The 14,193-nt window shown below is 48.4% G+C and carries 14 protein-coding genes and 2 tRNA genes; 7 read left to right on the top strand and 9 right to left on the bottom strand.

The annotated features are described in order from the left end of the window. Positions 1-1,067 precede the first annotated feature (1,067 nt). Both TX85_RS01850 and TX85_RS01845 read right to left on the bottom strand, forming a co-directional pair. Positions 1,068-1,156: transfer RNA gene (locus tag TX85_RS01850), tRNA-Ser, on the bottom strand. Between the two features lie 7 nt (positions 1,157-1,163). Next, a tRNA-Asn gene (locus TX85_RS01845) sits at positions 1,164-1,239 on the bottom strand. 218 nt (positions 1,240-1,457) lie between these two features. Here TX85_RS01845 and TX85_RS01840 point away from each other — a divergent pair. Both TX85_RS01840 and TX85_RS01835 read left to right on the top strand, forming a co-directional pair. Next, entirely contained in the window at positions 1,458-2,723 is a 1,266-nt protein-coding gene (locus TX85_RS01840; RefSeq protein WP_044477442.1) for an MFS transporter, read from the top strand. Between the two features lie 93 nt (positions 2,724-2,816). Beyond that, positions 2,817-3,383 (top strand): winged helix-turn-helix domain-containing protein, encoded by a 567-nt coding sequence (locus TX85_RS01835; RefSeq protein ID WP_044477441.1) that lies wholly within the window; start codon positions 2,817-2,819, stop codon positions 3,381-3,383. Between the two features lie 228 nt (positions 3,384-3,611). On the opposite strand, the gene TX85_RS01830 is transcribed toward TX85_RS01835, so the two are convergent. Continuing rightward, entirely contained in the window at positions 3,612-4,085 is a 474-nt protein-coding gene (locus TX85_RS01830; protein ID WP_044477439.1) for a SprT family protein, read from the bottom strand. Positions 4,086-4,182: 97 nt separating this feature from the next. On the opposite strand from TX85_RS01830, the gene TX85_RS01825 reads away from it, so the two are divergent. Together TX85_RS01825 and cmpA are read left to right on the top strand one after the other, a co-directional pair. Beyond that, a complete protein-coding gene (locus TX85_RS01825; RefSeq protein WP_044477438.1) occupies positions 4,183-4,536 on the top strand; it encodes a hypothetical protein in 354 nt (117 codons plus the stop codon). A gap of 76 nt (positions 4,537-4,612) precedes the next feature. Beyond that, on the top strand, positions 4,613-4,750 hold the full coding sequence (gene cmpA, locus TX85_RS26460) for a cortex morphogenetic protein CmpA (RefSeq protein WP_101781115.1): 138 nt from the start codon (positions 4,613-4,615) through the stop codon (positions 4,748-4,750). 67 nt (positions 4,751-4,817) lie between these two features. Here cmpA and TX85_RS01820 read toward each other — a convergent pair whose 3' ends face one another. Next, the gene (locus TX85_RS01820; RefSeq protein ID WP_081671720.1) at positions 4,818-7,010 is read right to left on the bottom strand and encodes a Tex family protein; all 2,193 of its coding nucleotides are present in this window, start codon (positions 7,008-7,010) and stop codon (positions 4,818-4,820) included. 185 nt (positions 7,011-7,195) lie between these two features. Next, positions 7,196-7,576: a DUF4190 domain-containing protein gene (locus TX85_RS01815; RefSeq protein ID WP_044477437.1), complete on the bottom strand. Its 381-nt coding sequence runs from the start codon at positions 7,574-7,576 to the stop codon at positions 7,196-7,198. A gap of 220 nt (positions 7,577-7,796) precedes the next feature. On the opposite strand from TX85_RS01815, the gene TX85_RS01810 reads away from it, so the two are divergent. The 3 genes from TX85_RS01810 to TX85_RS01800 are packed head-to-tail and all read left to right on the top strand — an operon-like array spanning position 7,797 to position 11,041. Further along, on the top strand, positions 7,797-9,170 hold the full coding sequence (locus tag TX85_RS01810; protein WP_044477436.1) for an efflux RND transporter periplasmic adaptor subunit: 1,374 nt from the start codon (positions 7,797-7,799) through the stop codon (positions 9,168-9,170). After that, positions 9,171-9,872: an ABC transporter ATP-binding protein gene (locus TX85_RS01805; protein ID WP_044477435.1), complete on the top strand. Its 702-nt coding sequence runs from the start codon at positions 9,171-9,173 to the stop codon at positions 9,870-9,872. It abuts the gene before it with no gap. Then, a complete protein-coding gene (locus TX85_RS01800) occupies positions 9,869-11,041 on the top strand; it encodes an ABC transporter permease (protein WP_044477434.1) in 1,173 nt (390 codons plus the stop codon). Before TX85_RS01805 ends, TX85_RS01800 begins: the two co-directional genes overlap by 4 nt. A 68-nt stretch (positions 11,042-11,109) precedes the next feature. Here the strand turns inward: TX85_RS01800 and TX85_RS01795 are convergent, their stop codons facing one another. The 4 genes from TX85_RS01795 to alr all read right to left on the bottom strand — a co-directional run bounded on the left by TX85_RS01795 (position 11,110) and on the right by alr (position 14,043). Beyond that, positions 11,110-11,862: a hypothetical protein gene (locus TX85_RS01795; RefSeq protein WP_148444313.1), complete on the bottom strand. Its 753-nt coding sequence runs from the start codon at positions 11,860-11,862 to the stop codon at positions 11,110-11,112. 132 nt (positions 11,863-11,994) lie between these two features. Beyond that, positions 11,995-12,345 carry a type II toxin-antitoxin system PemK/MazF family toxin gene (locus TX85_RS01790; RefSeq protein ID WP_044477431.1) on the bottom strand — a complete coding sequence of 117 codons (351 nt, stop codon included), beginning with the start codon at positions 12,343-12,345 and terminating at the stop codon, positions 11,995-11,997. Positions 12,346-12,348: 3 nt separating this feature from the next. Beyond that, entirely contained in the window at positions 12,349-12,630 is a 282-nt protein-coding gene (locus TX85_RS01785) for a CopG family ribbon-helix-helix protein (RefSeq protein WP_044477430.1), read from the bottom strand. A gap of 225 nt (positions 12,631-12,855) precedes the next feature. Next, positions 12,856-14,043, bottom strand: a complete 1,188-nt coding sequence (gene alr, locus TX85_RS01780; protein ID WP_044477429.1) for an alanine racemase — start codon at positions 14,041-14,043, stop codon at positions 12,856-12,858. Positions 14,044-14,193: the final 150 nt, after the last annotated feature.

The raw sequence follows: 14,193 nt of genomic DNA, 5'->3' as shown, positions 1-14,193 counted from the left end.
TTCTTGACAGAGATCCATTTGGGCACTTATTTCGTCGCACGAGCACCCACGCCTGCAATTCTAATGCCTTTGAGCACTTATTTCGTCGCACGAGTATCCACGCCTACAATTCTAATGCCTTTGGGCACTTATTTCGTCGCACGAGCACCCACGCCTGCAATTCTAATGCCTTTGAGCACTTATTTCATCGCACGAACCCCCACGCCTGCAATTCTGATGCCTTTGAGCACTTATTTCGTCGCACGAACCCCTACGCCTGCAATTTTATCCTACTCACTACAGAGGACGACCTTTGTACGGTATTCCTTGTAAAGCCCCACTGCACCATCTGGCTTTATACTTGTTTACCTGCCACATCACAAAGGAAAGGACTACGACTAGTCCCCGAACTTTCCAGATAAAGAAGCCCCCCCGGCAAACCGGAGGGCTTCTGATTGGTGTTGTTTCAGAACGGAGAGAGAGGGATACTTTCACTCCGCTCGAGACTGCGATGTATTGCTATCGAAGCCTATGCTCCGACGAACCCTCCTTGTGAGGGTTCTCATCCCTATACATAAAGAAGCCCCCGGCAAACCGGAGGCTTCTGATTGATGTTGTTTCAGAACGGAGAGAGAGGGATACTCTCACTCCGCTCGAGACTGCGATGTATTCCTACCGAAGCTTATGCTTCGACGAACCCTCCTTTTGAGGGTTCTCATCCCTATACATAAAGAAGCCCCCCGGCAAACCGGAGGGCTTCTGATTGGTGTTGTTTCAATACGGAGAGAGAGGGATACTCTCACTTCGTTCGAGACTGCGATGTATTCCTATCGAAGCTTATGCTTCGACGAACCCTCCTTCTGAGGATTCTCATCCCTATACATAAAGAAGCCCCCCGGCAAACCGGAGGGCTTCTGATTGAAGTTGTTTCAGAACGGAGAGAGAGGGATACTCTCACTTCGTTCGAGACTGCGATGTATTCCTACCGAAGCTTATGCTTCGACGAACCCTCCTTCTGAGGATTCTCATCCCTTTTGCAACAAATAGCCTCCGGATCGCGGAGGCTATTGTAATGATGTATCTCAATACGGAGAGAGAGGGATTCGAACCCTCGCACCGCTTACGCAGTCTAACCCCTTAGCAGAGGGTCCCCTTATAGCCACTTGGGTATCTCTCCAAGAAAGTGGCTCCCCGAACAGGACTCGAACCTGTGACAACTCGATTAACAGTCGAGTGCTCTACCAACTGAGCTATCAGGGAACGCTAGAACAAGATTTAATTTATCACGTTTCTGTAATGAAGTCAAGAAATCGACCCTCACTTGTCGCCCCTCATTTGCTGCTAAAATCCAAGCCGTGAAAAAAATTTATCGTTTTAGCTAAAACCTCTTGCAATATTCCATTTCTCCATTAAAATAAATTTAACGTTAAAATAATTTTATCGTAGGATGTAAATGAAAATTAAGGAGTTGATTCACAATGACAGAACAGGCAAATGCGTTACCTAAAAGGCAAAAATGGGCTGCAATTCTTGAAAACAAGTCATTTATGTATCTTCTTGCCGCTCGTGTGATTACCCGGTTCGGAGATTCCATTGATTCGATCGCTTACAGCTGGATGGTCTATTTGTTAACCGGATCCAAGCTGATGATGGGCACTCTTTTCGCACTGAATTTTGTACCCAATCTAGCCCTAAGCTTCTTTAGCGGAGCGCTGGTAGATCGTTGGTCCAAGCGTCAGGTTATTATAATCACCCATGTGGGCCGCGGCCTCATCGTCATCCTCACAGCAACTCTCTACGCAACCTCCCTGCTGAAGCCATGGCATCTATATATCCTGACCTTGTTGACCTCCACCTTGGAATGCTTTGCCTCACCCGCTGAAATATCATTGGTTCCAAGACTGCTGGCGAAAGAGAAGCTCCTTATCGGAAATTCGCTCAGCACATCCATTACTCGGATTGCAGAGCTGGCCGGATTGGCTGCTGCAGGCGGTATTATTGCAATCGCCGGTGTGTCCGGAGCTATGCTTGTTGACGGGGCGACCTTTTTTTCCGCCGCTCTGCTGGTCGGCTTCATTTCATTAGCGGAGAAGTCCAAGGAGAGCGCCGGAACGGAGAAGTCAAACCGCAGCAGCTTGCTTCAAGAAGTCAGAGAAGGAATTACCTTTATTTTGCGCCAAAAAACGATCCTGACCATCGTAATCATCGCGGCATTCTCTAATTTCTGCCTCTCCCCCTTCAACGTATTAGGCCCTGCCTTCATCGCCGAGGTTCTAGGGGAGGGTCCAGCCGGACTCAGCATGATGGGAATTTCCTTAGTCGGCGGTATGGCTATCAGTGGACTGTGGCTGGCCCGTAAAGGCAGTTCCTTCCGGAAAAGCGTGCTCATGCTCACAGGATATACCCTGCTTGGTGTGAATTATGCCCTGCTCTATCTTCCCGGCTTTCTGCCTGTTCTTTCAATCGCTGCCGCTTCCTTGTTCAGTTTCGGGATGGGGGCTGCCGTCTCCTTAATCAGCACACCTGCGACAACCTACTTCATGGAGAACGTCCCCCAAGAAATGCTTGGCCGGGTTGGGGCTATCCACTCGATGATCTGCACCTGCGCAATTCCGTTGGGAAGCCTGTTGGCTGGTGCATTAGGAGATGCGATCCGGACGGATATCATCTATCTTGGATTCGGCATCCTGCTGATCATCCCGGCGCTCCTGCTGCCAAGATATCGCAGCTTCATGTCTATATAGTTGCCGCTTGAGCTGAATATGTATTATGTGCTTTGTACGCCTGAACAACGATGCGATATAATAGAAACAAAAATACTTAGGAGCACCTAATCTATGATCGAGCTCAAAACCTTGGAAGAAATCCGGATTTACTCGGATCCTTATCGTATTCAGATTCTAAATGCTTTTAATAAATTCGGACGTCCCGCTACGGTCAAGGAAATTGCCGATACGATGGGGCAAGTGCCTGCAAAAGTTCATTATCACGTCAAGAAGCTCGAAAGCATTGGACTTCTTACGCTGGTGGATACGAAGCTTATCAATGGCATAACTGCTAAATACTATAAAGCTTACGAAGGATCAGTACAGATTAAGAAGAGCGGGATCGACGAGACAATCCATCAAGTGTTTCAATCCGAAACAACGAAGCTGCTCAGCAATTTGTACGATGAGAATAAAAAGCGTTTTTTAGAGGCCAATCAACAAAAAGAACCTAGTGGAAGAATTACAAATACCGAGCTGCAATTAACCCAGGAAGAATTTGAGGAGTTGAACCAGCTTATTCTTGATTTTTGCAACGCGCATGAGCGTAAAGACAGAACGGAGGATCAGGATATCTACGAGCTATTCTTTACCATTACGAAGATCCCGCATGACATGCTGCCCGGGCAAAATAAATAAGAACCGCTATCTCCTTCGTAGGAAATCCGGTTCTTATATTTACTCCTATTCAATACATCCTGTTTCGTCTTTGTGGTTCTCGTTCGCAGGTCATGATTGGCAAACGGGCTTCTGCTAAGCAGTGGATCGCGTTTACCCTCGCGCACGGCTTTGATCCGCTTCTTACTGGCGCTTGATCTGGCCATCTTGCATCTCTCCTTTATTCTATTGCATATTTCCTATAGTATATCATACTGATTCCATTAATTTATATTGCTTTAAACTGCCGCTGCACTTCCCGCAGCGGTATTTATGCGTATCCACCTTACGCTTCCTGGGATAAGTCATTCCACACGCTTCACATATTAAGTGGTAACGATAGGGCAGGGTGCGCCGCGATGAACTCCCCGGCAAAGACTGACAATACCGGCTGCCTCCTACCTTTGCAAGCAGCGCCTTGAACTCAGGATCGCGGTGGCGGTACCCCCTTTTCGCCAAGTGAAGATGGTAATGGCATAGCTCATGCTTGATGATCCGCTCCACTTCATCCCGTCCGAAGTTGTCCAATTGAGCGGGATTGATCTCGATATCGTGAGTCCTCATAAAATATCTTCCGCCGGTCGTCCGCAGTCGCGAATTGAACCGCGCACGATGACGAAACGCTACACCAAAGCTGTTCAGCGATATTTGTTCTACCCAGGTCTGAAGCTCAGCATCATTCATTCTCCAGTCCCCCATTTTCCAGAATGTACTTGAATTTTAACTTCCCCTTAGGCTACACTGTCAAGTAGAATCCGATAGCAAAAGGAGATTTCAACTAATGGCTCTTATGAGATACGTTATTTTACAGCGGGAGCAAAACCTTATCTTTGTGGAAATGCCCCGTGAATATGCTTACCAGCTTAGCGCCCTAAATCTGCGTCTGAACAAGGAAGTGGGCAAGCTCACCGCAGATAATATCCCCGTTCTTCCACTTGCCGTTGCCGAGTGTGAGGAGCTTGATCTGCTTCAAGAATCGCTAGTGGTTCGAAGCGGACTGGAATACGTTCAAGAGCTTGAGTCCTCCTTCTCCTCTCTTAAAGAAGAGAACTATCCGCTTATCTCCCTGCTCACCGAGATTCGCGCGCTGCTTGCGCAGCTTGAACAGTGGTACGAAGAGGAGCAACTTCACTAAAAATTTGATCGGACCTGCACGTCTCCGGGCATTTCCCCATATGCTACTCGCAAAGGGTGCCAAGGAGGAGATCGTGTTGCCAAAATGGCTCAGCAACCAGATGATGCGCGCCTTCCTTAAGCGCGACCGCCGTCAGATTCGCCTGTTGAATGACTGCTGGTTCTTCTATTATAACCGCCGGGATGCCGGAAGCGAACCCGGAAAAACCGATTAGTCGCGACAAGAAAGAGGGCTCGGAAAATCAGATTTTCCGGTGCCCTCTTTTTCTTTTGAGAATAGCGCTATACCTGCTCTGTATTTACTGCCGGCGCCTGGGACCTTCTCATCGTCAGCCCTACTCGGCCCTTCTTCAAGTCAACCTGAAGCACCCATACGGTCACATTATCTCCGACAGACACAACATCCATCGGATGCTTTACGTAACCCTCGCTTAACTGGGATATATGGACAAGTCCGTCATTCTTAATTCCAATGTCCACAAAGGCTCCAAAATCAATCACATTACGAACCGTTCCCTGAAGCTCCATCCCTGGTGTTAAATCTTCGATTTTAAGTACGTCAGTACGGAAAATCGGCAGCGGAAGCTCCTCCCGCGGATCTCTGCCCGGGCGTTGAAGACTGTCGAGGATATCCCGGAGTGTAGGCACCCCGACCTCGAGCCGGCCTGCCAGCTCCTCCGGATCCAATGAAGCCAGATGAGCAGCCAGCTCCTTGGAGCCCAGTTGACTGAAGTCTACACCCAACAAGGCGAACAGGCGGTTAACCACCTCATAGGACTCGGGATGAATCGGTGTGCTGTCCAGTGGATGTTCTCCCTCCATGATCCGCATGAAACCGATACATTGCTCATAGGTTTTTGCTCCGAGGCGAGGCACCTTCTGCAATTGCTTACGGTTCATGAAACGCCCGGTCTGCTCCCGATATTTCACAATATTCTTGGCCGTAGTGGCATTGACTCCGGACACGTAAGCAAGCAATGACGGAGAAGCTGTGTTCACATCAACGCCAACATGGTTAACGGCAGATTCTACAACGCCCTTTAAGCTCTCGTCCAGGTGCTTCTGGGACACATCATGCTGATATTGACCTACCCCGATTGCTTTAGGCTCAATTTTGACCAGCTCAGCCAGCGGATCCTGCAGACGGCGAGCAATGGATACCGCGCTTCGTTCGGCTACATCCAGATCAGGGAATTCTTCCTGAGCCAGCTTGGAAGCGGAATATACGCTGGCACCGGCTTCATTTACGATTAAATAGGCCATTTTCTTATCCTTACGTCCTGCAATAACCTCCGCCACAAACTGCTCTGTCTCGCGCGATGCGGTTCCATTCCCTATGACAATCAAGGTCACGCTATAGCGGTCGATTAATTCGTTAAACTTCCTCTCGGCTTCAACCTTCTTATTATTGGGCGGAGTCGGATAGGTTACGGCTACTTCAAGCAGCTTCCCTGTATCGTCAATGACCGCCAGCTTACAGCCTGTACGATAAGCCGGGTCCACTCCAAGCACAACCTGTCCCTTCACAGGCGGCTGAAGCAGCAAGCTCCGCAGATTGGCCGAGAAGATGGAGATCGCCTGCTGTTCACCCTTTTCCGTCAGCTCTCCCCGCACCTCACGCTCAATGGATGGCGCAATAAGCCGCTTGTAAGCATCTTCGATGGCTGCACGCAATAAATCTTCGGTTATAGAGCGGCCTTGAATCCATCTCGAAGCAATGTACCGATGAATCGGCTCAGCCTCTACTTCAAGCGAGACCTTGAGAATATCCTCCCGTTCCCCGCGGTTCATCGCCAGAATCCGGTGGGAGGGCATCTTCTTAGCGGCTTCACGATAGTTATAGTACATTTCATAGACGGATTCTGAATCCTTCGCTTTGGCCTCCGACACCATCATTCCGTGATCCATTGTGTATTTACGAACCCAAGCCCGGGTAGCTGCTTCGTCCGAGATACTTTCGGCAATAATGTCCATTGCGCCTTGGATCGCTTCCTCTGACGTATTCACCCCAAGATCGGGCTGAAGATATTGTTCCGCCTCTACGACAGGCGATCCCTGCTTCGGCTGAGACAAAATCCAGCCCGCCAAGGGCTCGAGCCCCTTCTCCTTCGCCACACTGGCACGCGTCTTGCGCTTCTGGCGGTACGGCCGATAAAGATCCTCCACCTCTTGAAGCTTGACGGCTTGCCGAATCGAAGCTTCAAGCTCAGGCGTCAGCTTCTCCTGCTCCATAATGATGCGGATTACTTCGGATTTGCGTTCCTCCAAATTCCGCAAGTATGCTGTCCGTTCCTCGATGTCCCGCAACTGATTCTCATCCAGCTCGCCGGTCATTTCTTTGCGGTATCTGGCGATAAACGGAATCGTATTCCCCTCATCCAGAAGCCCGATCGTCGTTCGCACCTGCTTCAATGAAAGACTAAGCTCCTTGGCTACCTGCTGAACGAGTCTTTCCTGATCTATAGAAGCTTGCATATCTTGTTGTTGTTGTTCAGTCACCTGCTGCGTCAAAAAAATCCCTCTTTCCTTCAAAAATGCACTCCCTATTATTATCACAAAGTTGAGTCGGCTTTTCCAGTATCGCTCCCCGTCTTCAAATAGCCGCCCGAAAATAAAGAAAACACCGGGTCAGTATTGACCAACGGTGCTCCGCTTTGGAATTAGAAATTGGTGTAGTAATTATTGTAGAAATTATCTCCGCCATTTACATACATTAAGAGTCCAATAACCACGAGCAGGGTAACCAGGCCCCAAATTACGGTACCGATGATCCCGCAGACCAAACCCGCAATGGAAAGCCCTCTGCCTTGCTCTCCCTTCTGCTTAAAGTCCTTGAAGGACAAGCTGGCTACGATGATAGCCACAATCCCGGGAATAAAACCAATGTAAGGAATAAGGATAGACAAAATACCAAATATCAAAGCAACAATAGACTTTGTGCTCGTCTTGGGCGGTGCAGGCGGATAAGGATATTGCTGCCCGAAATTTTGTTGAGGGTTATAACTGTCATATTGATATTGATTCGGCGGTTGCTGATTCATGAAAAAAAATCCTCCTCGGCAGATACATCACTTGGATGCTCATATTATGTCTATTGTACCTGATCCCTGCTTGGCTTCCAAGCATTTCTGTAAACAATTTTCAGAAAACTTTAAGCTGGGATTCAGGTTTGATTCATGTACAACCCCTACGATAAAAATGATAGGCAACTCGCAATACATAATGTTACAGCATAAAATTAGCAGGAAGTTGGAGTGACCGATGAAGAAGAAATGGTTATGGATCGGAATTGCATTTGCAATTGTGTGTATTGTTGCTGTCGTAATTACCTTAGTTATCCCAGACAAAGAGGCCAGCCCAACCGGACCTGTGCAAAACACAACCCGAGTCAGTAAAAATGATATCACCGTCAGCGTCTCCGGCTCGGGTTCAATCATCTCCACAAAAAGCGAAGCAGTCCGTACTAAGGAAGAAGGTAAAGTCAGCGAGGTGCTTGTCAAGGAACAAGATGTCGTGAAAAAAGGACAAACCCTATTGACCTTTGAAGCAACAGATCATACGGACAGTCTTAGATCGATGCAGAATAACCTTCAGTCTCAACAATGGGAATTGACCAGTTTGCAAGATCAGTTCAAAAGACAGGTCCAGGAGGGTGCGGACGAGGAAAACCTTGAATCTACCAAGCAATCCATTACCAAGCAAGAGATGAATATCGAGAACACGGAAGCTGAGATTGCAAGCTTACAGGAAGAGATGATTCCGCCTGACCCTTTGGTAGCTCCAATTGACGGCACAATTACGAGTATAAATATCACCGCAGGAGAGCAGGCAAAGAGCGGATCCGAATTGTTCGTTATCAACGATTATCAGCAGCTCAGCGTTCAAATTCAAATAGACGAACTAGAGATACCGGACGTAGCCGTCGGAATGAGATCAGCGATACAAATTGATGCCCTTCCTGATCAAGCCTTTGAGGGTAAGGTTTCTCAAATTGCTAACGAGGGAATTTCCTCCAATGGCGTATCCTTATTTGATGTCACAGTTGCATTGGACAATTCCGAAAATGTCCGTGTAGGGATGTCCGCCGAAGCCACAATCATCATTAACGAAAAGACGGATACTTTGACACTTCCTATTGAGGCCGTGCAGCAAATGGGCGACCGTTATATCGTTATTCTGCCTGATAATGCGACAGCGACAGCAACAGCTCCTTACGGTTCGTCGGAGCAGGACAGTGCCGGAGCTCCTGCAAGACCTGAAGGTGTGCAGCCTGAAGCGCAGGAGAGTGATACCGGTTCTGAAGGGTCTGCACCTTCGAGGCGCCCTGGAGGGAATGCTGCCAATGCGAACCAGCGGTTCCAGGAAGTCGAAGTCGGGGTTCACAACGAAAGCCTCATAGAAATTGTTAGCGGACTTGCTGAAGGAGATGAAGTGGTTGTTCCTACCGTCATCCAGTCTTCATCGGGTTCCTCCGAACAACCGGCCATGCAAGGAACCTTTGGCGGCTTCGGCGGTGGAGCCAGCTTTGGAGGAGGAAGCGGTTCTGTGCCGGGGGGCGGCGGCTTCAGCGGCGGAAGAGGAGGTTCTGCTCCAAGTGGAAGCAGCGGCTTCGGTGGCGGCGGGGGTGGAAGATAGATGATTTCAACCTCCCTTCCTTTAATTGAGGTTCAAGGCTTGGGGCACGGATATGTCATGGCCGGTGAACTGATGACCGTCCTTCATGAAGTGACCTTTAAAATCTATCATGGTGAATTTGTTGCGATTATCGGCCCATCGGGCTCAGGAAAATCAACGCTCATGAATATGCTGGGTTGCCTGGATGTGGCGAATGACGGAACTTATCTCCTTGACGGACAAAATGTTCGAGAGCTTTCCGATAACAAGCTGGCTACCATTCGTAACGAGAAGATCGGCTTTATTTTTCAACAATTCAATTTATTGCCTAAGTTATCGGCTTATGAAAATGTGGAGCTTCCCTTAATTTACCGTAACCTGCCTCATAAAGAGCGCAAGAAGGCTGTCGAGGAATCCTTGCGTATCGTAGGCTTGGAGAGCCGGATGCATCATCGTCCATCAGAACTCTCAGGAGGGCAGCAGCAGAGAGTCGCTATTGCCCGTGCAATCGCCGGTTCCCCTCCCCTTTTGCTTGCCGACGAGCCTACCGGAGCGCTTGACAGCAAGACCGGAATTGAGGTTATGGAAAAAATGAAGGAACTGAATGCTCTCGGACATACCATCCTCATCATCACCCACGACCTTTCCATTGCCGAACAGGCAAAACGAGTCATTCGCATTCAGGATGGCAAAATCGTTGAGGATCGGGGGAGTCAGGAATGAATCTGCTGCAGAGCATGAAAATGGCCTGGAAGAGCATCTCCGGGTCAAAGGTTCGCGCTTTTCTAACCATGCTGGGTATCATTATTGGCGTATCCTCGGTCATTACACTCGTATCCGCCGGCCAAGGAACGACTTCACAGATTACAGCACAGCTCGAAGGATTGGGGACGGATCTCCTTACCGTAAGTATTATGGGCCGCGGCAGTTCAAGTTCCCTGACTCTCGAAGAAGCTATAGATTTGGCTGATCTTGAAGGGGTTGCTAATGTATCCCCTGTTATATCCGGATCCGTCACTGCCAAGAAGGGAACGACCAATGACAGCCTCTCTGTCGAGGGCATCACGCCTTCCTATGAAGAGGTCCAGGATTTCCACATTCAAGCAGGACGCTACATCGTTGACCTGGACAACAGCTTTCGGATGAAGGTTGCGTTGATCGGGACCGAAGCGGCAGCCACCTTTTTCGGAACAGAAAATCCGGTGAATCAAACGCTTCAACTGAACGGGGTAAGCTTCAAGATCGTAGGCTTGTTGGAATCCAAGGGCTCCAGCCTGACTGCCTCAAACGATAATAAGCTGCTGATTCCGATCAGCACAGCAGAACGCTTCCTGCGTAGTCCGGGGGTTCGTTCGATTACAGTTCAGGTTGAGGATACGAATCAAATCGATAGAGTCAAGAGTCAGTTGGAGGCTGCGCTGGACAAAAAGTTCTTAAATGCTGATAATGCATACAACATCTTCAACTCTCAGGAAATGCTCGACACCTTAAACTCGACCACTCAAATGCTGTCTCTTGCACTTGGAGGCATAGCTGGCATATCCCTGCTTGTCGGCGGAATCGGAATTATGAATATCATGCTGGTATCGGTAAGTGAACGGACGAGGGAGATCGGGGTAAGGAAGGCGATTGGCGCCAAGCAGCGGGACATCCTGACTCAATTTCTCGTGGAATCTATTGCACTAAGCGGATTTGGGGGATTGGTAGGCATCGGCCTCGGGTATGGAGCAAGCGCATTGATCGGCCAATATTCGGAGCTCTCCACCAGTGTATCTGCACCTGTGGTTGCCTTCTCCTTCGGCTTCTCTTTATTTATCGGGGTCGTCTTTGGCATGATTCCCGCTTATAAAGCAGCCAAGCTTCGTCCTATATATGCGTTGCGGACTGATTGAGACCAAGCCAACTTAAAACCGGTGAGCCCCAGTAAAAGCTGGGGCTATGTTTCTTTGCAGTTCTTCCTCTAATTCACACTAAATCCTGCGCTTTTAATAAAGGTCCTTCGATCCCTATACCACATTTCTTCTAAATCTCGTGAATACCCATAGATAGCCCTCGGATGCCTGCGCTCAAGTTCCTCTAGAATCGTATTCATGTATGCTTGCTTTCTCTTTCCCTCAAGTGCATTGCCCTCTATATCCTCCGTAAAATCAAGCTCATGTGTAATACTGGCTTGGAGCATCGGCACCAAGGGATTTCTGGAATGTATAACTACGCTGTAGGTCCTGGCCACTTCAGACGGTCCTACGGATACTACGCCTGGAATCACTGCTGCATGCTCTTGCTTTGAGACTCTTTCGTATGCCCAGACAACATCCTCCAGCTTGAGTACTGCTAAATGGAAAGCAGTTATTTGCATGACCCAGTGCTCGGTTATGTATATATTTTTGTATTTCTTATGCCCACTCTGGATAAGATCATAATGAATATTGAGGGCTACATCTTCAAATTCACCATAATAAGCCACCTCTTTGTAAATAGGATGCTGCTCAAAATGAATTAAGCGGGGTACTAACTGCCACATCTTCTTTGAACCATAAATTAGGAGTCTTAATCCAACAACGAAGAATAGAAGCTCCATAAAGTTAGATATGATCTCAAGCAGCAATTCAAATCCAAAAGGTCCTTCAATAAATGCTGCAATCAGCTTCAATATTCCCTCAATTCCTCCAATAGCTAATAAGATGATTCCGGGAATAATCGTAAGCAGTGTCAATATGCCTAGATTACGATTCGTTCTTCTGATCTGGGTCGCTATAAAATGCTTTTGGATCATCCTGCACCTCTAGATATTATTCAAATAAAAAAGCACCCCGCTAAAAAAAGTCAGGGCGCTTCATATGAACACTTAAAAGTCGATTAACCCAAGACTGATCAATAAGGCTTCATTGACCTTCTTCATGGTTTCCTCATCCAAGTGCGTAATTTTGTCAGTAAGTCTCTGTTTGTCGATCGTACGAATCTGTTCCAGCAAAATTACGGAATCCCGGTCAAAGCCATGCGTCGCCGCTTCAATCTCAACATGCGTCGGCAGCTTTGCCTTCTGAATTTGCGCCGTTATAGCAGCAACAATTGCTGTAGGGCTAAATCGGTTGCCGATATCGTTCTGGATAATAAGCACAGGCCTTACTCCTCCCTGCTCTGAGCCCACAACAGGAGAAAGGTCCGCGAAAAAAACGTCACCGCGCTTTACGATCAATAGTTACACCCCGCTTACTAGGCGGTCCAGAGTGATGTCTGCATCTTCCTCCGCTTGGAATGCTTCAGAGGCCATGGAAAGATTGATTTTTGCCATCTCCATATAGCCGCGCTGCATCGACTCGCGAATGAATCTCTTCTTCCGCTCATTCAAATACAGCTTCATGGCTTGCCTAATCAATTCGCTGCGATTGGAATTCTCCATTGCTACGATTCCATCCACTTCCTGCAAAAGATGATCTGGCAAACTGATCATGATTCTTTTGGTGTTCTGCAAATTGGCCATCTTAACTTCCACCCCCAAAACCTAGTCGACCCTGTTCCCTGACATACAGTATAGCGTTATTCAAGGAAATATATACAAAGAAGTATATGCCGAGCGTATATCAAGTATGCTGCATCCCATTATAAACAATATACTTCAATATTGCCATGTATTATTGTTTCGATGCTCCGGCATAAATTCCTTCCAGGAGAAAAAAGTTTTGTTGGTTTTTGTCAATCACTGCAATTATTCACTTAACAGTGCATTAACTGCCGTAACCGGTTCACCCGAGCGCACATACACTCTGACAACACGATGGGCCAGCATGCAGACCAATTCATAAGGGATGGTTCCAAGCTTTGTAGCCAGCTCGTCCGCAGTAATTACGCTGCCGGACTGCTGACCGATGAGTACAACCTCTTCGCCGGCTTGAATTTCTTCGGCCTCGTCAGCCAAAGCCTCTAACGAAACCATACATTGATCCATGCAGATCGTTCCAACGACAGGAACACGACGGCCGCGTATCAATACCTGCGCTTTGCCTCCCAGCATCCGCGAGTATCCATCGGCATACCCGATCGGGAGTGTTCCGATGATCTCCTCGCTGCTAGTTACATATCTGGCTCCATAACTGATAGCCGAATTCGGCGGCAGAGTCTTCACCCACACAATCTCGGTTTTCAGCGTCAAAATCGGACTCAGCTCAATTCGTTCCTTCCCAACCTCATCCGATGGATACAGACCATAGATCGAAATGCCGATCCGAACCATATTGACGGACAGCTCCGGCATATCGATGGCAATTGCGCTATTACCCGTATGTATAACCGGGATCTCAATCCCTTCCTTGCGCAGCGCGTCCACTACTACCTGAAAACGCCCATACTGCTCCAATGTATAGCTCTTGTCCCGTTCATCCGCCGTGGCAAAATGCGTGAACAGCCCCTCAACCTCCACATGGGAAAGCTGACGGAGTCTCAGAATGAAGGACACAGCCTCTTCTGCGGTAAGCAGTCCAAGGCGCCCCATTCCTGAGTCAATCTTGACATGGACTTGCAGCTTATGATCAAATTCCGTAGGATCAAGTTGCTCTATCGCCTCCAGCACCTCATCACTGAACACGGTCAGTGTAATACGATGCTCCCACGCCTTGCGTACTCCATGAGGCGGTGTATATCCCAGCACCAGAATTGGCATCGTGATCCCAGCACTGCGCAGTTCCAGCGCTTCGTCCAAAAACGCTACGCTGAGATAATCAGCGCCAACGCGCTCCAGCTCTCTTGCAATTGTCACTGCTCCATGCCCATAGGCATTTGCTTTCACACAAGCAAGCAGCTTCATCTCAGCAGGCAGAACCTCACGAAATTTCCGGTAGTTGGAGTATAGGGCATCCAGATCAATAACAGCCTGGGTCGGTCGATATGTCACTTGCACTTCAGGTCACCTTCTCAAAAGATTCAAAGTCCATGTAAAACAATACACCTATCGTAATGTTCTTTCGGTGCGGCTGTCAAATGAGAGAAGGCTTGATGGATAAAAAGAGGCGGATAGACGGATGACGGAGGGACTATGATTCCCGTCCGA

This window comes from Paenibacillus antibioticophila, assembly GCF_000455265.1.
Lineage (GTDB): Bacteria > Bacillota > Bacilli > Paenibacillales > Paenibacillaceae > Fontibacillus > Fontibacillus antibioticophila.
Note: the sequence above shows the minus strand (reverse complement) of the source record. Positions and strands in the feature narration are given on the sequence as shown.

Excerpts from the sequence above, each read along its gene's own strand:
- TX85_RS01805 (WP_044477435.1), top strand. The coding sequence starts at position 9,171 with ATGATTTCAACCTCCCTTCCTTTAATTGAGGTTCAAGGCTTGGGGCAC.
- TX85_RS01830 (WP_044477439.1), bottom strand. The coding sequence starts at position 4,085 with ATGAATGATGCTGAGCTTCAGACCTGGGTAGAACAAATATCGCTGAAC.
- TX85_RS01840 (WP_044477442.1), top strand. The coding sequence starts at position 1,458 with ATGACAGAACAGGCAAATGCGTTACCTAAAAGGCAAAAATGGGCTGCA.
- TX85_RS01785 (WP_044477430.1), bottom strand. The coding sequence starts at position 12,630 with ATGGCCAATTTGCAGAACACCAAAAGAATCATGATCAGTTTGCCAGAT.
- TX85_RS01810 (WP_044477436.1), top strand. The coding sequence starts at position 7,797 with ATGAAGAAGAAATGGTTATGGATCGGAATTGCATTTGCAATTGTGTGT.
- TX85_RS01835 (WP_044477441.1), top strand. The coding sequence starts at position 2,817 with ATGATCGAGCTCAAAACCTTGGAAGAAATCCGGATTTACTCGGATCCT.
- TX85_RS01815 (WP_044477437.1), bottom strand. The coding sequence starts at position 7,576 with ATGAATCAGCAACCGCCGAATCAATATCAATATGACAGTTATAACCCT.
- TX85_RS01825 (WP_044477438.1), top strand. The coding sequence starts at position 4,183 with ATGGCTCTTATGAGATACGTTATTTTACAGCGGGAGCAAAACCTTATC.
- TX85_RS01820 (WP_081671720.1), bottom strand. The coding sequence starts at position 7,010 with ATGCAAGCTTCTATAGATCAGGAAAGACTCGTTCAGCAGGTAGCCAAG.
- TX85_RS01800 (WP_044477434.1), top strand. The coding sequence starts at position 9,869 with ATGAATCTGCTGCAGAGCATGAAAATGGCCTGGAAGAGCATCTCCGGG.